General features: G+C 61.5%; 22 protein-coding genes and 2 tRNA genes. 8 read left to right on the plus strand and 16 right to left on the minus strand.

The window, feature by feature from the left end:
- Positions 1 to 57: 57 nt before the first annotated feature.
- The 3 genes from ABEA02_RS19295 to ABEA02_RS19305 all read right to left on the minus strand — a co-directional run bounded on the left by ABEA02_RS19295 (position 58) and on the right by ABEA02_RS19305 (position 3398).
- Positions 58 to 1578, minus strand: coding sequence for a sigma-54 interaction domain-containing protein (locus tag ABEA02_RS19295; protein ID WP_345534742.1), 1521 nt, complete (start codon positions 1576 to 1578; stop codon positions 58 to 60).
- Positions 1579 to 1717: 139 nt separating this feature from the next.
- A complete protein-coding gene (locus tag ABEA02_RS19300; protein WP_345534743.1) occupies positions 1718 to 2098 on the minus strand; it encodes a hypothetical protein in 381 nt (126 codons plus the stop codon).
- A complete protein-coding gene (locus ABEA02_RS19305) occupies positions 2091 to 3398 on the minus strand; it encodes an Arm DNA-binding domain-containing protein (protein WP_345534744.1) in 1308 nt (435 codons plus the stop codon). The genes ABEA02_RS19300 and ABEA02_RS19305 overlap by 8 nt, the downstream gene beginning before the upstream one ends.
- Positions 3399 to 3740: 342 nt before the next feature.
- Here ABEA02_RS19305 and ABEA02_RS19315 point away from each other — a divergent pair, with 342 nt between their 5' ends.
- On the plus strand, positions 3741 to 3923 hold the full coding sequence (locus ABEA02_RS19315) for a ribbon-helix-helix domain-containing protein (protein ID WP_345534746.1): 183 nt from the start codon (positions 3741 to 3743) through the stop codon (positions 3921 to 3923).
- A 156-nt stretch (positions 3924 to 4079) separates the two neighbouring features.
- Here the strand turns inward: ABEA02_RS19315 and ABEA02_RS19320 are convergent.
- Positions 4080 to 4156, minus strand: a tRNA-Met gene (locus tag ABEA02_RS19320).
- 80 nt (positions 4157 to 4236) lie between these two features.
- Positions 4237 to 4312 (minus strand) — tRNA-Thr (locus ABEA02_RS19325).
- 81 nt (positions 4313 to 4393) lie between these two features.
- Here ABEA02_RS19325 and ABEA02_RS19330 point away from each other — a divergent pair.
- From ABEA02_RS19330 to ABEA02_RS19340, 3 genes are read left to right on the plus strand one after another with little or no spacing between them, the layout of a single operon-like run.
- Complete coding sequence (locus ABEA02_RS19330; RefSeq protein WP_345534748.1) at positions 4394 to 5914, plus strand: ATP-binding response regulator; 1521 nt, start codon at positions 4394 to 4396, stop codon at positions 5912 to 5914.
- Between the two features lie 23 nt (positions 5915 to 5937).
- Positions 5938 to 6579 carry a response regulator gene (locus tag ABEA02_RS19335; RefSeq protein WP_345534749.1) on the plus strand — a complete coding sequence of 214 codons (642 nt, stop codon included), beginning with the start codon at positions 5938 to 5940 and terminating at the stop codon, positions 6577 to 6579.
- A gap of 45 nt (positions 6580 to 6624) precedes the next feature.
- On the plus strand, positions 6625 to 8409 hold the full coding sequence (locus ABEA02_RS19340) for a diguanylate cyclase (protein ID WP_345534750.1): 1785 nt from the start codon (positions 6625 to 6627) through the stop codon (positions 8407 to 8409).
- Between the two features lie 20 nt (positions 8410 to 8429).
- Here the strand turns inward: ABEA02_RS19340 and ABEA02_RS19345 are convergent, their stop codons facing one another.
- From ABEA02_RS19345 to ABEA02_RS19360, 4 genes are all read right to left on the minus strand, one after another.
- Positions 8430 to 8735, minus strand: coding sequence for a DUF167 domain-containing protein (locus ABEA02_RS19345; RefSeq protein ID WP_345534751.1), 306 nt, complete (start codon positions 8733 to 8735; stop codon positions 8430 to 8432).
- Positions 8728 to 9273, minus strand: coding sequence for a YggT family protein (locus tag ABEA02_RS19350; protein WP_345534752.1), 546 nt, complete (start codon positions 9271 to 9273; stop codon positions 8728 to 8730). Before ABEA02_RS19350 ends, ABEA02_RS19345 begins: the two co-directional genes overlap by 8 nt.
- 20 nt (positions 9274 to 9293) lie before the next feature.
- A complete protein-coding gene (proC, locus tag ABEA02_RS19355) occupies positions 9294 to 10115 on the minus strand; it encodes a pyrroline-5-carboxylate reductase (RefSeq protein WP_345534753.1) in 822 nt (273 codons plus the stop codon).
- 66 nt (positions 10116 to 10181) lie between these two features.
- Positions 10182 to 10880 carry a YggS family pyridoxal phosphate-dependent enzyme gene (locus ABEA02_RS19360; protein WP_345534754.1) on the minus strand — a complete coding sequence of 233 codons (699 nt, stop codon included), beginning with the start codon at positions 10878 to 10880 and terminating at the stop codon, positions 10182 to 10184.
- A 191-nt stretch (positions 10881 to 11071) separates the two neighbouring features.
- On the opposite strand from ABEA02_RS19360, the gene ABEA02_RS19365 reads away from it, so the two are divergent.
- Positions 11072 to 12118 carry a type IV pilus twitching motility protein PilT gene (locus tag ABEA02_RS19365; protein WP_345534755.1) on the plus strand — a complete coding sequence of 349 codons (1047 nt, stop codon included), beginning with the start codon at positions 11072 to 11074 and terminating at the stop codon, positions 12116 to 12118.
- Between the two features lie 92 nt (positions 12119 to 12210).
- The gene (locus tag ABEA02_RS19370; protein WP_345534756.1) at positions 12211 to 13344 is read left to right on the plus strand and encodes a PilT/PilU family type 4a pilus ATPase; all 1134 of its coding nucleotides are present in this window, start codon (positions 12211 to 12213) and stop codon (positions 13342 to 13344) included.
- A 61-nt stretch (positions 13345 to 13405) separates the two neighbouring features.
- Here ABEA02_RS19370 and ABEA02_RS19375 read toward each other — a convergent pair whose 3' ends face one another.
- From ABEA02_RS19375 to ABEA02_RS19385, 3 genes are read right to left on the minus strand one after another with little or no spacing between them, the layout of a single operon-like run.
- Entirely contained in the window at positions 13406 to 14560 is a 1155-nt protein-coding gene (locus tag ABEA02_RS19375; RefSeq protein ID WP_345534757.1) for a THUMP domain-containing class I SAM-dependent RNA methyltransferase, read from the minus strand.
- Positions 14561 to 14563: 3 nt separating this feature from the next.
- The gene (locus ABEA02_RS19380) at positions 14564 to 15004 is read right to left on the minus strand and encodes a CopD family protein (protein ID WP_345534758.1); all 441 of its coding nucleotides are present in this window, start codon (positions 15002 to 15004) and stop codon (positions 14564 to 14566) included.
- A 12-nt stretch (positions 15005 to 15016) separates the two neighbouring features.
- Positions 15017 to 15895 carry an NAD(P)H-binding protein gene (locus tag ABEA02_RS19385; RefSeq protein ID WP_345534759.1) on the minus strand — a complete coding sequence of 293 codons (879 nt, stop codon included), beginning with the start codon at positions 15893 to 15895 and terminating at the stop codon, positions 15017 to 15019.
- Positions 15896 to 15965: 70 nt separating this feature from the next.
- On the opposite strand from ABEA02_RS19385, the gene ABEA02_RS19390 reads away from it, so the two are divergent.
- Both ABEA02_RS19390 and ABEA02_RS19395 read left to right on the plus strand, forming a co-directional pair.
- Positions 15966 to 16994 (plus strand): CDP-6-deoxy-delta-3,4-glucoseen reductase, encoded by a 1029-nt coding sequence (locus ABEA02_RS19390; protein WP_345534760.1) that lies wholly within the window; start codon positions 15966 to 15968, stop codon positions 16992 to 16994.
- A gap of 115 nt (positions 16995 to 17109) precedes the next feature.
- Positions 17110 to 18249 carry an EAL and HDOD domain-containing protein gene (locus tag ABEA02_RS19395; RefSeq protein WP_345534761.1) on the plus strand — a complete coding sequence of 380 codons (1140 nt, stop codon included), beginning with the start codon at positions 17110 to 17112 and terminating at the stop codon, positions 18247 to 18249.
- A gap of 24 nt (positions 18250 to 18273) precedes the next feature.
- Here ABEA02_RS19395 and ABEA02_RS19400 read toward each other — a convergent pair whose 3' ends face one another.
- The 4 genes from ABEA02_RS19400 to ABEA02_RS19415 all read right to left on the minus strand — a co-directional run bounded on the left by ABEA02_RS19400 (position 18274) and on the right by ABEA02_RS19415 (position 21574).
- Entirely contained in the window at positions 18274 to 18537 is a 264-nt protein-coding gene (locus ABEA02_RS19400) for a hypothetical protein (RefSeq protein WP_345534762.1), read from the minus strand.
- 89 nt (positions 18538 to 18626) lie between these two features.
- Positions 18627 to 19511 carry a hypothetical protein gene (locus tag ABEA02_RS19405; RefSeq protein WP_345534763.1) on the minus strand — a complete coding sequence of 295 codons (885 nt, stop codon included), beginning with the start codon at positions 19509 to 19511 and terminating at the stop codon, positions 18627 to 18629.
- A gap of 64 nt (positions 19512 to 19575) precedes the next feature.
- Complete coding sequence (locus tag ABEA02_RS19410; RefSeq protein WP_345534765.1) at positions 19576 to 19947, minus strand: DUF2237 family protein; 372 nt, start codon at positions 19945 to 19947, stop codon at positions 19576 to 19578.
- A 181-nt stretch (positions 19948 to 20128) separates the two neighbouring features.
- On the minus strand, positions 20129 to 21574 hold the full coding sequence (locus tag ABEA02_RS19415; protein WP_345534767.1) for a mannose-1-phosphate guanylyltransferase/mannose-6-phosphate isomerase: 1446 nt from the start codon (positions 21572 to 21574) through the stop codon (positions 20129 to 20131).
- Between the last annotated feature and the right edge of the window lie 14 nt (positions 21575 to 21588).

Consider the following 21588-nt stretch of genomic DNA (forward strand, 5'->3'; position numbering starts at 1 on the left):
TCTTTGCGGCGGGACTGATTACATCCCTATCGGCGAGAACCGTGCCAACCTCCGTTGTCAGTCTTTCTCGTCGAGCTTCAGGCCGAGTTTTTCGGCCCTGTTGCCCAGCGTTTGGTAGTTCGAGAAGCCAAGCAACTCAGCCGCCCGCTTCTTTTTGTTGCCACTTTTTTCCATCGCCCGGCCAATGTAGTGGCGCGATATGTCATCCAGAAGTGTTTGCAAATCAAAGCCTTTGCCTAGTTGGCGTTCCAGCAGACTTTCGCCACCTTTACGGATATAGAGGAGTGAGCGCTGGATGTCTGCCGCTTCGATGCTTGCGCTGGCTGACCAGATCGCGGCCCGCAGCAGCGTGTGGTACAGCTCGCGGATATTGCCTGGCCAGTCGTGCAAAAGGAGAAGTTTTCTGGCGTCTGGAGAAAGTTCTTTATGTTGTGACTCTGGTTTATCGGCGGCATCAGCGTTGATTTGCTTCAGAAGGTGATCAATAAGCAGATCCAGATCTCCTTCGCGCGCGCGCAAGGGCGGCAGGTTGAGAATGCCGACAGCAAGGCGATGAAAGAGGTCTTCGCGGAAGCGCCCCTCGGCAACATCCTTGGGCAACTCGCGATGGGTGGCGGCAATGATGCGGACATCCACTTTGACTGGTTTCGACTCTCCAAGCGGGGTGATCTCACGTTGTTGCAAGGCCCGCAGCAGACGTACTTGTGAGTCGAGCGGCAGATCGCCGATTTCATCGAGGAAGAGCGTGCCGCCTTCGGCTTCTCGAAAGTGGCCGGGGCGGGCTGAATCCGCGCCGGTGAATGCGCCTTTCTTGTGGCCGAAGAGCTCGGAGTTGGCGAGATCCTTGGGCATGGCACCGCAATTGACGGCGATGAAGGCCTTGCGCGCACGACTGCTGGCCGCGTGAATCGCCTCGGCAAAGAGCTCCTTGCCGGTGCCGGTTTCGCCCAGTATCAGCACGGGGACTTGGTGGGCGGCAATTTTCTGTGCGAGTTGGATTTGCTCGCGCATGACCGGGCTGCGATGAACCAGCTTTGAGAACTCGGCCGCAACTGGAACTTCTTTGCTGAGCCGCTCGATGCGCTCGCTGCTGCGTTGAAGGAACTCGGGCAGATACTCGTTAGCCAGGTCGAAGAAGAAGTCGACCGTCTCCAACCCCTTTTCCTTTGAGGTCTGAATCAGTCGAGCTGGAAAGCGCGTCTTCGCCAGGATGATCCAGATCGCGGTCATGGCTGGCGTGCCGGGGCTCAAGTGGAAAGTGAGCTGGATGTCGTCGTGTGGCAAGCGAAGTGATTTCAGCTCGGCGCAGACGCTGGAATAGATCGCGGAATAGTCGGTGGGACTGCTTAGATCCACGGAATAGAGATCGGCCTCAACGCAACCAGTGGTGCGCTCCAGCCAGGCGCAGTAGGCCTTGCTACGCTCGAAATCGTAGTTGGTGAGCAGGTGAATTTTGTCGAAAGGTGTGTGGGCCTTGATGGCGGAGGCCACCGGGCCGAGGTCGTCGCCACGCGCGCCCTCCGCGCAGTCATGGTCAGCCTTGCCTACCCAGGAAATCAGCCAGTTCTTCTTGCTCATTCCAGAATGATATAGGCATCGGTTCCTTTTAGATAAAAAAACTTATCCTCGCTTGAGTTGCCGGCTTTCTATCCCTTCGAGCCTAGAACTTAGCCGAGCCGGCCAGCGGCAAGTCATCGCACGCTGGCCGGCGGCTCACTTATTTCGCTAGGCCAATACTGATCAAGTCAGCAATCACTTGCTTGCCCAGATTATGTGCTCGCGCTTCTATGTAGATGACGTCACCTTCCTGAATCTCACGAGGGAGTTCACATCGGCCAGATCTGGCCAAAAAGAGCATTTGCGCAGTTCGATCACGGAGATGCAACAGCCAGAACCTTTTACCGCTGATATCCCTGTGCTCGCTCTTGCCTGTCAGCACATAGCACCCTTCAAATCGCTCGCCTCCGCTGACTCCGCGCAGACTCGTTTGAAGAGGCAAGCCATTCGAATTACGCTCCGCCGCCCAATTGAAACTTAGTGGCTGCCAACCGAGCGACTCATCATCGTCAGTCAAAGGCTCGATCATCGACTTAGCCATGGATAGCCTCCTGCGAAGTTTGCGTCACTGCATCGTTCGAAGCCAATCCACCGGCCATTAGGCGCTCAAATGCCGAGCCGTCACGGCGCGTCAGGTTTGGTACATATCTGGAATAGACCTTGAACAACATTTCAGTGCTGGTGTGACCCATCTGCCGCGCGATCCATTCGGGGTTCTCACCGGCAGCGAGCCACAACGTCGCAGCCGTGTGACGAGTCTGATAGGGTCGCCGCTCCTTCAGCCCGAGGTGACGCAGCAAGGGATACCAGACGCGCTTGGTGACATTGTTGTGATCCAGGGGCGTACCGTCTCGGGTGCAGAAGACATAACGTGTGCGGCCCGTGCGAAGCCGTTGACGTTGCAAGGCGTCAAACACAATCTGGGACATGAGGATGTCGCGGTTTGACTCGATGGTCTTGGTGTTCTCCTCCACCACACCCTGAACAATTGATTCGCGCACGAGGATCAGCCTTCGGCTGAAATCAACGTACTCCCAGCGCAAGCCATCAATCTCTCCCGTACGCATTCCCGTGAAGAAGCGGACGGTGAAGTAGTCGCGGTAGTCTTCTCTCACGGTCTGAAGAATCAGACGTACCTCATCGAGCGAAAAGGGCTGCACATCACTCTTGGGAATCTTCAGCGGCTTGATGTTGTAGTAGGGACAAGTAAACTTGTACCGGTCGGAGGCTTCTTTGAGAATGAGCCCCAGCACATTCATGATGGCGTTGATTCGGCGTGGTGAGAGCGTTTCCCTTTTCCGGCCTTTGACTTTGGCGAGTTCGGACCGGAACTTCAGGATTTCTTCACGCGAGATGCTTCCGACACTTTTCTCGCGGAAAGCAGGCTGCAGGTGCTTCATGACGATATCTTTTATCGTCTGTTGATACGTGCGGCGCCACAAAACTGCATTCTCTGCCCGCCAGTCCTCAGTAAATACGGCAAAAGTCGGAGTTGCAGCCATGAGCACTTCACGTCCAGCCATCGCTGAATTTTGCGAAGAGAATTGCCTGGCGGCTGGCTGGACGTTCGGGTCCGCAGGCATCAATATGCCTGCCTTCATTCTGTCAGCCTCCAGCTCAGCGCCCCCTAGCTTCACCAACATCCGCGACCCAGGAAAATACTTCGCGTAATCGAAGGCTCCGAGCTTGATATCGGCCTCGATGCGTTCAAGCACCTTTTCGAGGCGCTTTCTATTTGCGAGCGTATCGTCAAGTGAGGTGTACTCCCGGCAGCGTCGCCCTTGCCAACGAAAGTCCAAAAAGAGTTTCTGCGTCTCCGCCAGCTTTCGCACGCTACCCATGGCACACACCTCCCCGAGCCATTGGAATTACCGCGGACTCTTGGGAGTACGCGGAAAGATCTGCCTCTATGCGTTCCCAGATATACAAAATTTTGCGGCCGCCAAAAGGTCGTACGTAGTGAACGCCTTCCAGCAAGACGCTGTCCTTCAAGCGTTCACGAATTGTCCTTACGTCATATTTGATTCGAGCGGACAACTCGTCCGTCGTCAGATAAGTGTTGGTCATTGCGATCTCCTGTTGTGTCTATTTGCTAGACAGCTAGATATTAGACCGCTAGACAACATTGTCAAGTCTAGTTTCTAGACAGACAATGGCGCTTCTATCTTGGTTGGGGAATCGCAATGGACCGCTTACAGATCAACGTAAGACTTACGCCGGAACAAATCGAAGAACTGGATCGGAAGCGAATTGAACTGCAACCGACGCTAGGGAAGATCCCCACACGATCGGACGTCATTCGTTACGCGCTGGAAATATTCCTGGCGAAACCGCAAGGCAGCGGCGCAGGCAAGAAGGGCCAGTAACCCGAAGGTCAAAAACCTCACTCAGTGCAAAATGCCCAATTTTTGAGGGCCAACCATGGGCCAAAGGTGGGCCATGGATGGGCCAGCAATTCTTGGCGGCGCAGAAAACAAAAAGGCCAATCACCGTGAAGTGATTGGCCTGCTTGCTTGAAGGCTTGGTTGCGGGGACAGGATTTGAACCTGTGACCTTCGGGTTATGAGCCCGACGAGCTGCCAGACTGCTCCACCCCGCGTCAGAGAGGCGAGACTATAGCCCAGTCCCGTCCTCATGTCAAGGAAAGCGCTCTGAACAAATTTGGCTTTCCGGAATTCCTGGTGCCGCTTGTCTGACTCGAACAGACGACCTACCGCTTACAAGGCGGTTGCTCTACCAACTGAGCTAAAGCGGCGACGCGGCGAGCATTATACGGCAGTTGGCCCCGCAGGCTTCGTGCTATCTTCGCGCCGATTGTCACGACGACGGGGGATCCATGCAGCAGGATGTCGGTTCGAGTGCATTGCGGGTGCTGTTCATCGAGGACAGCGAAGCCGAAATGCTGCGTCTGAGGCAACAACTGGCGACCCTGGGGTACGCCGTCAAGGCGCGACGTGTTGCGACCGAAAGTGCCTTGCGCGAGGCCCTGCTGGGGGACACCTGGGATCTGGTGATCGCTGCCTTCGATGTTGCTGGCTGCGACGTGCTCGCGGCGCTGCGCCTGCTGCAGCAGAGCAACCGCGACATCCCGCTGATCGTCGTCTCGGCGCAGATTGACGAAGCCGCGGCTTGCGAAGCGATGCAAGCCGGCGCGCAGGACTGCCTCGACAACAACCACCTTGGTCGCCTGGCTGCCGTCATCGAACGCGAACGCCGTGAAACGCGCATGCGCCAGGAGCGCCGCGCCGCGCTGGACGCCATGCGGGTCAACGACGCACGTTTCCAGGCGCTGGCCGCCAATGTGCCGGGCATGCTGTTCCAGATGCAGGTAAGTGCCGAGGGCTCGCCGCAATTCCTGTATGTCAGCGAAGCGAGCCACATGCTGCTGGGCATGAGTGCCGAGGACTTCCTCGCCCGCGACAACGCGCTGGTCGGGCTCATCGTCCCCGAAGACCGCGACAGCTTCTTCAGCGACCTGCGCCTGGCCATGGACCGCCAGAGCACGCTCAACTGGGAAGGCCGCGTGCTGGTACCGGGCGCCGACATCAAATGGATCAACCTGCGCTGCTCGGTGCGCGACCCCGGAAATGGCCAGCTCATCTGGGAGGGCGTGATGTGGAACATCACGCAGAGCAAGGTAGCCGAAGCCGAACTGCGCAGCTCTCAAGCGCAGCTTGCGGCGCTCTCCAACCACTTGCAGACCATCAAGGAAGAAGAGCGCGACCGCATCGCGCGCGACATCCATGATGTGCTGGGCGGCACCCTGGTGGGCATGAAGTTCTCCGTCTCCATCCTCGCCAGCAAGCTGGAAACCGAGTCGCCCCTGCGCGAACGCGTGCGCCAGATCGAGGCCATGATCGATGACGCCATCACCACCGCTGGCCGTGTAGCGCGTGAGCTACGGCCGGGCATTCTCAAGGAATTCGGTCTTGCGGCGGCCATCGAAAGCCACGCCGAAGACTTCAAGCAGCGCACCGGCATTCCCTGCGAGGTGTTGTGTGCCGATCACGACATCGAGACCAGCGAGGATGCCGCCATCGCCCTCTTCCGCACCTATCAGGAAGCGCTCACCAACATCAGCAAGCACGCCAGGGCACAGCATGTTGAAGTGCGCTTGATGCAGGAAGGTGACGAAATCGTGCTGGAGGTCAGTGACGACGGTCGCGGCATCGAAAGCGCGGACCTGCGCAAACCGAAGTCCTTCGGCCTGCGTGGCATCCGTGAACGCCTGAACGCGCTGGGTGGAACCATGGACATCCTGCTGCGGGAACCGCAAGGCACAACGGTTGTGCTACGCGCGCCACTGCGCCATGAAATGGGCCGGGAGAACCACGCTTTTCCCGGTGGACAGGCCTGAGCAGCATCGATACATTGCATGCCATGAGCCAGAAGATTCGCGTCCTGATTGCCGATGACCACGCCATCATCCGCCATGGCCTCAAGCAGATCCTCTCCGACACGGAAGACCTTGAGGTAGTGGCCGAAGCCGATGGCGGCGTAAAAGCCCTGCAGGTTCTGCGCAACACGCAGAGCGACGTCGTGCTCATGGATGTATCCATGCCCGACCGCAACGGCATCGACACGCTCAAGCTCATCAAGAAGGAATTCCCCCGCCTGCCGGTTCTGATGCTATCGATGCACCCTGAGGAGCAATACGCCGTGCGCGCCCTGCGCGCAGGTGCTGCTGGCTATCTATCCAAGCAGGGCGCACCCGAACAACTCGTCACCGCCATCCGTCAGGTAGCTGCAGGCAAGAAATACGTCAGCGCGGCCGTGGCCGAAGAGCTCGCCAACGCCATCGGCGAAGATGTCGAGCGCCCGCCGCACGAGAAACTCTCTGACCGCGAATACCAGACCTTGTGCATGATCTCGTCGGGCAAAACGCTCACGCAGATCGCCGAACAACTCAATCTCAGCGTCAAGACGGTCAGCGTCTACCGCGCCCGTCTGCTGGAGAAGATGAAGCTGCGCAACAATGCGGAGCTGACCCACTACGGTCTCAAGCACGGGCTCGTCGAATAAACCCGGCGCGCCCCTCCTTCATGTTCATCGCACCGCGCGCATCTCATGGCTGAGTTCGGCACACCTTCGGAAATCGCACGTGAAGTGCTGCGCCGCCTGGCCATGGCGCGCAAGCCACCGACGCCAGACAACTACCAGGAGCTCTACCACCAGATCGCCGGCACGGTGGTTGAAGAGCCGTTCCCCGAGCGCCAGCTCAAGCAGGTCGCCGCTTCCCTGCCGCGCGGCACACCAGACCAACTCAAGTTTGCCCGCCGTTTTGAAACGGCGGTTGCGGAACGCAACTGGGCGGGGTTCAAGGCCCAGACCATCGCCCTGCTGAGCGAAAAAGCCCCGGAAGCGCCGGGCTGGCCCGTACTCATCCGCGACCTCGTTACGCAATTCGATCGCCCCACGGCGGGCCTCACCAGTCAGGCCAAGCTTGACGCCTTGAGCCAGGTGCTGGAATCCAGCAGCGCCGACGTGACCGTGCTGTTCACACGTCTGCAGGGCATGGTGCGTGGCTGGTCGCAAGCTGCTGCCGCCAATCGCCTGCCCGAGCAGGATGTAGCCGAAAGTGCTGGCGCAGCCGCTGCGACGCCGCTCAGCGCCGCCACAACAGCCCGCACCGCAGCCGCCTCCCGCTCGCTGGAGAACGCACCCGAAGCCTGGCGCGCAGTGATTGCCCAGACGCTGGAAAACGCCATAGGCATGCTGCTCATCGACACACCGGAACTGCAGCAGCAGGCTGGCGTGCTCGCCAAGGCGCTACGTACTCCGGGCGAAGTCGAACAGGATCTCTTCGAAGCGCAATTGCAGGAGTTCTCCTACAAGGTGCAGTGGGTGGTGCAGGATCAGAGCTACATCCGCCAGGCATTGATGAACCTGCTACAGCTCATCATCGAAAACATTGCCGAGCTCGCCGTCGACGACAAATGGCTGCAAGGCCAGATGTCTTTGGTGCTGGACCTCTTCTCGCGCCCACTCGACAAGCAGGTACTCGACGAACTGCGCGAGCGTCTGCGCGACGTCATCTACAAGCAGGGCACGCTCAAGCGCAGCCTGTCGGATGCCCACGAAAAGCTGCGCGACATGCTCGCGCACTTCATTGACCGCCTCACCGAGCTGGCCGACTCGACCGGAATCTATCACGGCAAGATCGAACAATTCGCCACCCGCGTCGCCAGCGCCAGCAGCCTGCAGGAGCTCTCGGGGCTCGTGGACGAGGTGCTGAGCGAGACGCGCGCGATCGAGAGCCGCACACGCCGTTCGCAGGACGAACTCAACAGCCTGCGCTCGACTGTCGATCAGGCCTATCGCGAAATCGCACGCCTTGAAGACGAGCTGCAACAAGCCAGCGAAATGGTGCGCCACGACCCGCTGACGGGCGCGCTCAACCGCAAAGGCCTGGAAGAAATGATGGCGCGCGAAATGGCACGCCAGCAGCGTCGCAAATCACGCCTCTGTGTCGCTCTGCTCGACGTCGACAATTTCAAGACGCTCAACGACACATACGGTCACAGCACGGGTGACGACGCGCTCAAACACCTGGCCCAGGTGATCCGCGAAACGCTGCGCCCTCAAGACTCCTGTGGTCGCTACGGCGGTGAAGAGTTCGTCATCCTGTTGCCGGACACGAAACCCGACGACGCGCAGGTCGCCATCACGCGTCTGCAGCGCGAACTGACCAAGCGCTTCTTCCTGCACGAGAACAAGAAGATTCTCATCACCTTCAGCGCTGGCGTCACCGAGTTGCTGGTCGGCGAGGAAGCCCAGACCGCCATCGACCGGGCCGACAAGGCCATGTACCGCGCCAAACGCGCGGGCAAGAACCGCGTCGAGATGGGTTGATTGGCGCAGGCCGGGGTTGGTCAACCCGGCGGCAGCAGGCGTCTCAGCGCTGCATCGCTCGCCGCCTCCACCCACACGATCTTGTGGCGCGAACTTTCGCCGCTGAGTATGCGCACCGCCACACGCGGCACGCCCAGACATTCCGCGAGAAAGCCCGTCAGCACCGCGTTGGCCTTGCCATCGACGGGTGGCGCAGCGAGACGGATCTTCAGAGCCTCGCCGTGTAGCCCGACAACCTCCGTGCGCTTTGCTCCAGGCTGGGCATGAATTGTCAGGGTGACGCCGCCATCCGAAGCGCGGCGCAACCAGGGCGGCGCATCAACCACCGAACACGAACAGCAGCAAGCCCCAGATGAACACCATCAGGATCATTGGCGACAGGTCAACATTCGCAACCGGCGGAATGACCTTGCGGATGGGGTCGAGGAAAGGCCGCGTCAGCTGATTGAGCGTCGGCGCGATGGGCGAATAGGGATTCACCCAGGAAATGATGGCGGTGAGGATCAAGGCAAACAGCAGCAGGTAGAGCGCCGAGCTGATGAGGGCCATGCTGCCGGCGATGAGGGCGCGCACCGCGACCGCCGCCGGATTGGCAAGGCTATAGCCCATCAGCACGCTGACGAGCAACGCCTGCAACACCTGCAGCAACCAGGCTGGCACCAGAGCCGACGTATCGAGTTTGCCTATCGTGGGCAGAATGCGCTGTGCCGGCAACACCGCCCAGTTGGTCGTGGCGAGCACGAACTGGCCGACCTGGTTGATGAACGAGATGCGCATCCAGCGCATGACGGTACGCACCAGCAACATCATCGTGAAGAAACCCACGACGGTCTGCAGCAGATAGATGAAAACCTGGATCAGCATGGTTGGAGTCCCGTTGTGCTTCAGACAGTGCTATCGCTGCCGAGTATGTCGCCGAGCTCGCCGCCGCGCTTTGCCGCCGCTTCGGTCGCACGCGCAATGATGGCCGGCAGCGCATCCGCCGCCATGCTGCGCAGAGCGGCTTCAGTCGTGCCGCCCTTCGACGTCACGCGTTCGCGCAACACAGCAGGCGACTCATCACTCTGCACAGCCAGCGTGGCCGCGCCGATGACAGTCTCCAGCGCCAGCGTGCGCGCCGTGTCCGGAGCCAGGCCCAGATTCTCACCAGCGGCCTGCAAAGCTTCAATGAAGTAAAACACGTAGGCCGGACCACTACCCGAGATGGCGGTGACCGCGTCCATCTGCGATTCGGACGCCAGCCACACGCAACGCCCTGCCGTGCCGAGGATGCTCGTCACCGCTTCACGCCCTGTCTCGCTCACGGCCGAGTCGGCGTAAAGGCCTGTGACGCCCCTGCCAATCAGCGCCGGCGTGTTGGGCATGGCGCGCACCAGTGTCGTGTAGCCGCCCAGCCAGCGCGACAAGTCCTGCAAACGCAAGCCCGCCGCAATGCTCACCACCAGCTGGCGCACCAGTTTGCCCGCAGCAGGGGCCAGCGCCTCGCGCATCTGCTGCGGCTTGACCGCCAGCATCAACACATCGCAATCCAGCGCTTCATCATCGAGCGACGCCGACACGCGAATGCCGAAATCCTGCACCAGTCGCTCGCGTGCCGCTTCCAGCAGCTCGACGACGAGCAGATCCTGCGCTGCATGGCCTTGCTTGAGGAGCCCGCCGATGAGGGCAGTCGCCATGTTGCCGCCGCCCAGAAAAGTGATCTTCATGTGTTGCTCGGGTGATGAGTGAGAAATAAGGTGTGATGAGTCGAGGAGTCGTCAGGCCTGGCTGCTCTACCCGGCTGGCTTGTTACGCTGACCGAAAATCGCCGTCCCGACCCGCACGATTGTCGCACCTTCTGCGATGGCCGCCTCCAGGTCGTGCGACATGCCCATCGACAATGTATCCAGCTGCAGGCTCAGCCGCTGGTTCAAGTCATCACGCAGGTTGCGCAACAGGCCGAAGCGCGCTTGCAGCACCGCGGCGTTCTCCGTCGGCTCGGGAATGCACATCAGCCCGCGCAACTGCAGCCTCGGCAACGCCATGACATCTCGGACCAATGCCTCCACCTCGGCGGGCGCAGCACCGCTCTTGCTCTCCTCACCGCTGACATTGACCTGCAGGCAGATCTGCAAGGGCGGCAGGTGTGCATCACGCTGGGCCGCAAGGCGTTCGGCAATCTTCAGGCGATCTACCGAGTGCACCCAATGGAAATTCGCCGCCACCTCGCGCGTCTTGTTGCTTTGCAGGGGGCCAATGAAATGCCACGCAAGATCTGGCAGATCCAGCTCGGCGATCTTGGCCACGCCTTCCTGCACGTAATTCTCGCCAAAAGCGCGCTGCCCGGCTTCCCAGGCGTCACGCACGGCCGCGGCAGGCCAGGTCTTGGACACGGCCAGCAGCTGCGTTGCGCCTTCAGGCCGGCCGGCAGCCCGCTCGGCGGCCTGTACACGGGCACGAACTGCTTGCAGGTTGTGGCCGATTGGCGTCATATTCAGGAGGCGTGAAATCAAGGCTGCGAGAGGGTTTGCGGCGGGCACCGGCATCCAGGCCGGAGCATGCTCAACTTCCCGACTCGCGGGCCGAAATTATAGCAACGCCGGTACAGCGGACTGCCGCATGCCGGTACCGGATTGAAGAACATTTGCCCGCCGACACGGCCAATCACGAGACGAACCGACACATGGACATCACCGAACTGCTTGCATTTGCCGTCAAGAACAAGGCTTCCGACTTGCACCTCTCCGCCGGCCTGCCCCCGATGATCCGCGTCAATGGCGACGTGCGCCGCATCAACCTGCCGCCACTCGAACACAAGCAGGTGCACGGCATGGTGTACGACATCATGAACGACGGCCAGCGCAAGCAGTACGAAGAATTCTTCGAGTGCGACTTCTCTTTCGCCGTGCCCAACCTCGCCCGCTTCCGCGTCAACGCCTTCAATCAGAACCGTGGCGCTGGCGCCGTGTTCCGGACCATTCCGTCCAAGGTGCTGTCGCTCGAAGACCTCAATGCGCCGCGTATCTTCAAGGAAATCTCCAACCAGCCACGCGGTATCGTGCTCGTTACCGGCCCAACGGGTTCGGGCAAATCGACCACGCTGGCTGCGATGATCGACTACATCAACGAGAACGAGTACGGCCACATCCTCACCATCGAGGACCCGATCGAGTTCGTGCACGAATCCAAACGCTGCCTGCTCAACCAGCGCGAAGTCTCGCGCGACACGCTGTCGTTCTCGAACGCTCTCCGTTCAGCGCTGCGTGAAGACCCGGACATCATCCTCGTCGGCGAGCTGCGCGACCTTGAAACCATCCGCCTGGCAATGACCGCAGCCGAAACAGGCCACCTTGTGTTCGGCACCCTGCACACCTCCTCTGCGGCCAAGACCGTCGACCGTATCGTTGACGTGTTCCCTGCCGAGGAAAAGGAAATGATGCGCGCAATGTTGTCCGAATCGCTGCGCGCCGTGATCTCGCAGACCCTGCTCAAGACCAAGGACGGTACGGGCCGCGTCGCTGCGCACGAGATCATGATCGGCACGCCCGCCATCCGTAACCTGATCCGTGAGAACAAGGTCGCGCAGATGTACTCCTCGATCCAGACCGGCGGCCAGTACGGCATGCAGACCCTGGACCAGAACCTGCAGGACCTCGTGAAGCGCAACGTCATCTCGGCGGCCGAAGCCCGCCCGCGCGCCATGAACAAGGACCTCTTCCCCGGCAACTGACGGGGCCCGCTGCCCGCGCCGGTCAGCCCGTCAGGCGCGGGCCCGGCGGCGGCGCTATGATGCGTTTTTCAGGATACCGACGGGGCTGAGCGATGGAACGCGACCAGGCAATCAAGTTCATGCAGGACCTGCTGAAGCTCATGACGAGCAAGCGCGGGTCCGACCTTTTCATTACCGCGGGCTTTCCGCCTGCAATCAAGGTCGACGGCAAGATCGTGCCGCAGTCCAACCAGGTGCTGACCCCCCAGCATACGGCTGAGTTGGCACGCGCGATCATGAACGACCGCCAGGCAGCCGATTTCGAAGCCACCAAAGAGTGCAACTTCGCGATCTCGCCCTCGGGCATCGGTCGCTTCCGCGTCAATGCCTTCGTGCAGCAGGGTAAGGTCGGCCTCGTCGCACGGACCATCGCCCAGAAGATCCCGACCCTCGAAGAGCTGGGCGTACCGATGATCATCAAGGACATCGGCATGACCAAGCGCGGCCTGGTAATCTTCGTCGGCGGTACGGGTACCGGTAAGACAACAACCCTCGCCGCGATGGTGGACTACCGCAACGAGAACAGTTACGGCCACATCATCACGCTCGAAGATCCGATCGAGTACGTCCATCCGCACAAGAACTGCATCGTGACCCAACGCGAAGTGGGGCTGGATACCGACAGCTGGGAAGCTGGCCTCAAGAACACCCTGCGGCAAGCCCCCGACGTCATCCTGATGGGTGAAATCCGCGACCGCGAGACCATGGACTACGCGATTGCCTTTGCCGAAACCGGCCACCTCTGTCTGGCCACCCTGCACGCCAACAGCACCAACCAGGCCATCGACCGCATCCTCAACTTCTTCCCGGAAGAACGCCGCCAGCAACTGCTGATGGACCTCTCGCTGAACCTGCGCGGCATGGTGTCGCAACGCCTGCTGCCGCTCAAGGATCGCAAGGGGCGCGTCCCCGCCGTTGAGGTGATGCTCAACTCACCACTCATCGCCGACCTGATCTTCAAGGGCGAAGTACACGAGATCAAGGAAGTGATGAAACGCTCGCGCGAGCTGGGCATGCAGACCTTCGACCAGTCACTGTTCCTGCTCTACGAGGACGGCTTGATCACGCTGGAAGACGCACTGCGCAATGCCGACTCGGTCAACGACCTGCGCCTGCAGATCAAGCTCAACAGCAAGCACTCCGACAAGGACCTCATGACTGGTATCCAGAATCTGGATATTGTCTGAACAACCGCCCTCCAAAGACAAAGGCCGCCGCGATGGCGGCCTTTGTCTTTGGAGGGCTGCGTCAGCGGAAAGTGTCGCGCGCGCTACCAGCCAGCATCTTGAACTCGTACAGCCGGCAATCCAGATCCCCGTTCATGAGCGGCGTCTTCTTGCTGGCGCGCAGGCCGATGCGTTTTGGCAGCTCTGTGTCCGCCGTCAGCAGATAGATGTTCCAGCCCGCCCAGTGACGCTTCATCGCGTCGCCCAGTCTGGGATACCACTCTGCAAGCTCCTCGCCCGTTGACAGGCGCACACCGTACGGCGGGTTGCTGGCAATGATTCCGTCATTCAGTGGTGGCTCAAGGTCGAGCACATCATTGACGACCAGTTCGACCTGGCGATTGTCGAAACCCGCTGCAGCAAGGTTTTCTTCGGTCGCCGCGATCTGGTGGGGATCGATGTCGGCGCCAAAGATCGGCAACTCGGCCGCAGGCTTGCGCTTTGCCTCGACCGCGCCACGCACGCGGCGGTAGGCTGCCTGATCGAAGTGACGAAACTTCTCGAAGGCAAAACGCCGCCCCAGCCCCGGCGCGATGCCCAGCGACATCTGTGCGGCTTCGACGAGAAAGGTGCCGCTGCCGCACATTGGGTCCAGGAAAGGCTGACCCGGCTGCCAGCCGGAGAGTTTGAGGATGCCCGCAGCCAGGTTCTCTTTCAGCGGCGCATCCACCTTGGCCGGCTTGAAACCGCGCTTGTAGAGCGGCTCACCCGAAGTGTCGAGGTAGAGCGTGCAGGTGTCTTCGGTAATGAAGGCGTGGATGCGCAAATCCGGCGACTCGGTGTCCACGCTGGGGCGCTTGCCGGCAACGGTGCGGAAGTGGTCGCAAAGACCGTCCTTGATTTTCAGCGTCGTGAAGTTGAGGCTCTTCAACGGCGACTTGATCGCGGTGACGTAGATGCGGATGGTCTCGTCGGGCGTGAACCACTTGGCCCAGGTCGTTGCGTAGGCGAGCTTGTAGATCTCGTCCTCAGAGCGATAACGCGTGCGCCCCACCTTCCACAACACGCGCGTGGCAATGCGGCTTTCGAGGTTGGTGCGCCAGGCCAGTTGCCAGTCACCCTCGTACTGCACGCCGCCGGGTACGCTATCGATCGCACTCGCGCCATAAGCCTTCAGCTCTTCGACAAGGAAGGACTCAAGCCCGCGCGGACAGGGGGAGAAGAAGGTTTCACTCATGCTTCAAAACGGTTTGACGACGACGAGGATCAGGATGATCAACAGCAGCGCAGCGGGCACTTCGTTGAACCAGCGGAACCACACATGGCTCCTTGTGTTGCGACCTGCTTCGAAATCGCGCAGCAGCTTCTTGCAATACCCGTCGTAGCCGCTGAGCACGATGACCAGCAGCAACTTGGCATGCATCCAGCCCTGCTTGAACCAGACCGAGGCGCTGTCCATGCCGTTGCTGAACACGATGGCCAGACCGAAGATCCAGGTGCCGGCCAGTAAGGGGATCATGAAGCGCTTGAGCCGCTGCGCCATGCCCAGCAGACGCTCACGTTCGGCCCCTGCCTGCGGCACCTGCGCCAGATTCACGAAGATGCGCGGCAAGTAGAACAGACCGGCAAACCAGCTGATGACGAAGAAGATATGGATGGCCTTGAGCCAGAGGTAAAGCATGGAAACTCCCTGTCAGTTTTTGGCTGCTGCAATCTGCTGCAGCGCTGTGCGCACGTCTGGCCAGCGCAAAGCCACACGCAGCTCGCGTTTCATGCGCTGATTCACAAGGCGACGCGATTCGGACATGAACGACAGCGTCACCGGCGTCAGTTGCGCGGCACATTCAGCGCGACTCGCCCTGGGCGGCCGCGACAAGCCGAAAGTATCCGCCATGGCGTCGTAGTAATCGCCCATCTTCAGCTCCGAGTCGTCGCTGATGTTGAACGCGCGCCCACCTTTCGCGCGGAAAAGCGCCGCAATCATCGCATGTGCCAGATCATCGGCGTGGATGTGGTTGGTGAAGACGTCTTCTTCCGCCTTGAGCACCGGACTGCCGCGCTGCAGACGCTCGAGCGACAGGCGTTCTGCCGCATAGATGCCAGGAGCGCGCAGGATAGAGAGGCGCGCGCCCTGCCCCGCCGCAAAACGCCGCAAGCGCTGCTCTGCCGCGACCCGGCGACGGGCCCGCGCGGTGGTGGCCTGCAGAGGCTGCGACTCGTCGATTCGCGCCCCGCCACAATCGCCATAGACCCCGCTGGTGCTGATGTAGGCCACCCTGCGTGCTAGACTCGGGCCCCGCGATAGCGCCGCAATCAGCCGCCTTGTGCGGGGATCGTCGCTCCCTTCGTTCGGTGGCGGTGCGCAGTGCAGGACTGCATCGGCGAGACCAGCCAGGCGTTGCAGCGAACGCAGGTCGTCAAGATTGCCGGCCACCGGCGTGGCGCCGAGCGCGCGCAGTTCTGCCGCAGCCTCGGGGCGACGCACCAGCGCCAACACACGGAAGCGCCGCACCAGCCAGGGGATGGCCCGGCGCGCAACGTCGCCACTGCCTACGATCAGGATTCTTTTCACGCGGCGATTATCCCACGCCGCCCAGCCTTACCCGTTATCTCGTCACCGCCACACAGCCAGAGCCCGCATCATGTCGAACACCTACCAGGTCACCCTCCAGCCCGCCGGCCACCAGTTCCCCGCTGCCGACGACACCAGCGTGCTGCAATCGGCGCTGAACGCCGAACTGATCATGCCCTACGGCTGCAAGGATGGCGCCTGCGGCTCGTGCAAGGCGCGCGTGCTGTCTGGTCAGGTCGACCACGGCCGTTCGCCAGAATCGACCCTGCCGCCGACCGATCGCGACGCGGGCCTGGCCCTGATGTGCTGCGCGAAGCCGCTGTCCGACCTCAGCATCGAGTGCCGCGAAGTGCGCCGCACGACCGACATCCCGGTGCGCAAGCTGCCCTGCCGCGTGCAGAGCCTCGAAAAGGCCGCCAGCGACGTGATGATCGTGACGCTCAAGCTGCCCGCTAACGACCCGTTCCGCTTCATGGCCGGGCAATACGTCGACTTCCTGCTCGCGGGTGGCAAGCGCCGCAGCTTCTCGATGGCCAATGCGCCTCACCAGAACGAGACCATCGAACTACACATTCGCCACGTCGCGGGCGGCTTCTTCACCGAGCAGGTGTTCGGCACGATGAAGGAACGCGACATCCTGCGCCTCGAAGGCCCGCTGGGCGGCTTCTTCCTGCGCGACAGCGACAAGCCCATCGTCTTCCTCGCCGGCGGCACGGGCTTTGCGCCGATCCAGAGCATCATCGAAGACATGGCCCACCGCGGCATTCGCCGCCCGGTGCGCCTCTACGTGGGTTCGCGCAATGTGGAAGGCCTCTACCGCCACGCACGCGCGCTGGAGTGGGCATCAGAGTCTGGCAAACCCGTGCCCGACTTCCAGTACATCCCGGTGCTGTCCGATGAGGCCTGGGAGGGCCGCACCGGGCTTGTGCACCAGGCCGTGATGGCCGACCTGCCCGACCTGTCGGGCCATGAGGTCTATGCCTGCGGAGCCCCGGCGATGATCGATGCGGCCCGCAAGGATTTCGTCGAGCAATGCAAGCTGCCGGCTGACGCCTTTTTCTCTGACGCCTTCACGTTTGCGGCGGACGCTACGGCCTGAGATGCCCGGTGCGCAGTGCGCACCTACGCAGGCGACAGCCGCCCTCAAGGTCGGGGCCGGAGATGCCGTTTCAGCAGGGGAACCGTTCCCTGTTGCACACTCTGAGGGCCTCCCCATGTCAGCCAGCGTTCTCGTCACGCGCGAACCCGTCGTCAACAAGCAGCGCGCCATTACTGCAAACCGGCTGATCGTTCATGCCCCCAATGTGCCGACCGCAGCGGCGGCACTGAACAGCTACAGCGAAATCTGGCCCAGCGGCCACACCGTTTTCGTCAGCCTCGGCAAGCTCGTGCCCACCGCCGAGCTGCTCGAATGGCAAGCCCCCCCGAACACCCTCGTCGAAATCCCGGCCCCTGCCCTGCAATACCCGCAGACACAGGATCTGATCCAGCAACTCAACAATGCAGGCATGCCGCTGGCGATGAGCTGGTACCAGCCCGGCGTCAGTTGGCCCGGCGGCGTCGACTGCCGCTTCGTGATGGCCGACGCCAACAAGCTCGCCTCGCCCACCGGCGCCCCCGGTCTCGCCATGGCCTGGGGCCTCAAGGATCTGGCCGGCTTCGATGGCGCCATCCGGCAGGGCTACGATGGCGCAGCGGGCTGGTTCTTCCTGCACGGCGTGCAGGTCAGCAAGCAGCTGGCGCCCTCGCACGCAGGCATCGTCCGCTTGCTCAACCTGGTGCGCAACGAGGCCGAAGTCTCCGAGATCGAGGCGGCCCTCAAGCAGGACGTGGCGCTCTCCTACAAGCTGCTCAAGTACATCAACTCGGCCGGCTTCGGCCTGATGGTTGAGGTGCAGTCCTTCCGCCACGCCGTCACCATCCTCGGCATGGACAAGCTCAACAAGTGGCTGTCGCTGCTGCTGGTGTCAGCCAGCAAGGACCCGACAGCGCCGGCCGTCATGCAGGCCGCGATCACGCGCGGTCATTTCATGGAAAGTCTGGGCAAGCATCTGTTCGAGAAGAGCGAACTCGACAACCTGTTCATTACAGGCGCCTTCTCGCTGCTGCCGGTGCTGCTCGGCACCAGCCTCGACACGGTGCTGGAGCAGATGAGCCTGCCCGAGCCGGTGAACGACGCCCTGCTGCGTAACGAAGGTGCCTACGCGGCACTGCTCAAACTCGCAATGGCCACCGAAAACTTCCTGCCTGACGCATTGCGCGCGCAGACCGAAGCGCTGGGACTGACCAACGAACAGGTCAGCCACGCCTTGCTGGACTCGGTGGCGTTTGCAGACCGCTTGAGTTTCGGCTGAACGACAGAAACCCTGACTTGCCGATCAGCTGCCGCTACCCCCATGCACGCCAGGGGCAACACTCTGGTCGTCCTGGGAAGTGAACTGGCGGTCAGGCCTTCTCTCATAGGTTGAGGCGCGGATCATCGAATACGACAACCACGCACCGAGCAAGGGCAGGCACCAGATCAGCACACATTGCAGTGTGCGCTGAGACGAAGAATACGCATCGCTTCGCAGCAGGCAAACACTGACAAAAACCTGGAAGAGCAGTGTTGCGGCGGCCAGCAACCAAAGCAAGGTCATCATGTTTGGGGCTCCTTAACAGACAACGATGGCCGGCCTGCTGCTGGCACCTGGCGGCGCAGCCGCCATGCTTTGCAATCGAGTGACTCGCCTCAATGCCGGCGCACCAGCGTGGCGCTGAGAGCTACTTGAACACTGCTTGAAGCGAGCTTGCATTCGTATTCGCCATCCTGCGCCGGCAAGTCATCGTAATTGCTGCGGATGCGGATCACCGTGTTGAAGCCATCCTCGCGCATGTCTTTGAGGATCTCCTTCAAAACCTTGAGCCCGGCCTCGTGGCAGGCCTGCTCTTGCGTCTGATTCTTGAGGCTGACTTTTTCGGAGTGGTTGTCCGCCCCCTTGCGAACCGTGAACGCCGGCACTGGCATGGCGCCCCACACCCATTCTTCACCTGGCTTCAGCAATTCCTTGGCACCCGGCGAATCGAACAGGGATGCCATGGGCAAAAATATCGACTTGCCCTCAGCCTTGCGCTTGGCCACCTGTTCTGCGATAGCTGACGCCCGCCCCGGATCATTAGACAGCGCCTGCTGTTTGGCCTGCCCTGCCTTTGAGACGCCCATGGTCGCTGACAACTTCAGTCTGTTCCACAGCGCCCCCCGATCACAGATGACCTGGCCCGCCTCGGGCTTGGGGCCTTCATCGTAGGCCAAGCCTTCGAGATAAACGTAGTCGTATCCGAGCTCGCCGGCTTTTTCCATCACGTTGCCGAGCACGCTGAGAAATGCCGCTTTGCAGGGATTGATCAGCGCGCGACTGAAATCAGAAAAATGATCAGGCAGCGCCCGCTCTGCCAGATCCGGGTCAACGCCGCCCTTCCAGACAAGCCTGATCGGGGACTTGAGATGCTTTTGTGCTGCGGAGGATTCCATCAGATCATCCAGATCCAGAGCCCGCGGGTCCGCCTGAGCCGTCAAGGCCTGAGACGTCAGCGCATATACACCGAGAGTAAAAAGGGCTTTGGTAAACCGGAACATCTCATCACTCCTGTCATCAATGCTTTACGCAATTACAGAACACGTTTTTCGCGCCAGGTGATAGTCAGCCCAGCGCAAACTCGCGAAGCAACTCCAGGGGAATCACTTCCAGCGCCGTCTCGTTGGTCGCCTCAAGCACCACCGGGGGCGCAAAGCCCGCCTCATGGGCTTCCAGCCAGCGCAGGGCACACAGGCACCAGCGGTCGCCGGGCTGGACGCCGCGGAAACGGTACTCGGGGCGCGGCGTGGAAAGGTCATTGCCAACACGGCGGCTGTAATCGAGGAACTCGGCCGTAGCCTTGATGCAGACCACGTGCTGGCCGCGGTCGGTGACGTCTGTCTCGCAACAGCCCGTGCGGAAGTAGCCCGTCAGGGGCGAATAGCTGCAGGCCATCAGGGGCCCGCCGAGGACGTTGCGTTGCTCGTTCATGGTCATGCAGTGTCGCGGGGTGGGGCTTTCACGATACACCCGCTCGCGGGCTACGGGGAACCGCCCCAAGGAAAAGCACGGTGTGAAGAAAGCGTAGCGAGCGGCTCAAGGTCGCAACGAGGAGCGGAGACGTACTGCCGTACGGCGAGCACCGGAATTGCGAGATTGCGCCGCGCAGTAGCTTTATTCACGCAGTGCGCCCGTAGGTGTCTTCGAAACGGACGATATCGTCCTCGCCGAGGTAAGAGCCCGACTGCACCTCGATGATCTCCAGCGGCACCTTGCCGGGGTTGGCAAGACGATGCGTGGTGCCGAGCGGAATATAGGTCGATTGGTTCTCGGACAGCAGCAGCACCTTGTCGCCATTGGTGACTTCGGCCGTGCCGCTGACGACGATCCAGTGCTCGGCGCGGTGGTGGTGCATCTGCAGGCTGAGCTTGGCACCTGGATTCACGACGATGCGCTTGACCTGGAAGCGCTCGCCCATGTCGATGCTGTCGTACCAGCCCCAGGGGCGATAGACCTTGCGATGGCTGGCGGCAAGCGTTTTGCCCTCGCTCTTGAGACGGCTGACGATGGCCTTGACGTCCTGCGCGTTGGCCTTGTCGGCGACCATCACGGCATCAGGGGTTTCGACGACGATGACGTCCTTGACGCCCACGGCGGCGACGAGGCGGCTGCCGGCGAAGATCAGGCTGTCCTGCGTGTCGTGCAGCATCACGTCACCGCGCGTCACGTTGCCGGCCGCATCCTTGCCACTGACCTGCCACAGCGCGTCCCAGGCGCCGACATCGCTCCAGCCGGCATCCAGCGGCACGACGACACCAGCACCCAGTTCGGGATGCTGGCCGAGTTTCTCCATCACGGCGTAGTCGATGGAGTCCGACGGACAGGCAGTGAACGCCGCCTTGTCGACGCGAATGAAATCGGCATCGCGCGCGGCCTTGCCCACCGCATCGCTGCAGGCGCCCGCCATCGCAGGTTTCAGGGCGGTGAGCGCACGACGCCACACCGAGGCTTTCATCATGAAGATACCGCTGTTCCAGAGGTACTGACCGCTGGCGACGTACTCGGCAGCGCGCTCGGCATTGGGCTTCTCGACGAAGGCGGCCAGCTGGCGCGCCGTCGCAGCGCCACCGAGCTTGTCACCAACGCGGATGTAGCCGTAACCGGTTTCGGCGCGGTCCGGCACGATGCCGAAGGTGACCAGCGCACCCGCGCTGGCCTGGGCATAGCCTTCCTGCATGGCGACGCAAAACGCGGCTTCGTTGGTCACCACATGGTCGGCCGGCATCACCAGCAGCACGGGATCCGCGCCGTCCAGTTGGGCGACCTGCGCGGCAAGCTCCATGGCGGGTGCGGTATTGCGGCCGACCGGCTCCAGCACGATGTGGTTGCTGGGCTTGCCGATCTGGCGCAGCTGCTCGGCAATGATGAAGCGGTGGTCTTCGTTGGTCACGACGATGGGCTGCGCGACCTCGATGCCGGAGAGCTGGCGCAGCCGCGTCGCGGTGATCTGCAGCAGGGTCTCGTCGGCAGTCAGTGGCAGCAGCTGCTTGGGATATTGCTCGCGCGAGGCAGGCCACAGGCGAGTGCCGGAACCGCCGGACAGGATGACGGGTTGCAAGGACATGGATGACTCCTGGT

Source organism: Viridibacterium curvum, from assembly GCF_039544165.1.
Taxonomy (GTDB): domain Bacteria; phylum Pseudomonadota; class Gammaproteobacteria; order Burkholderiales; family Rhodocyclaceae; genus Viridibacterium; species Viridibacterium curvum.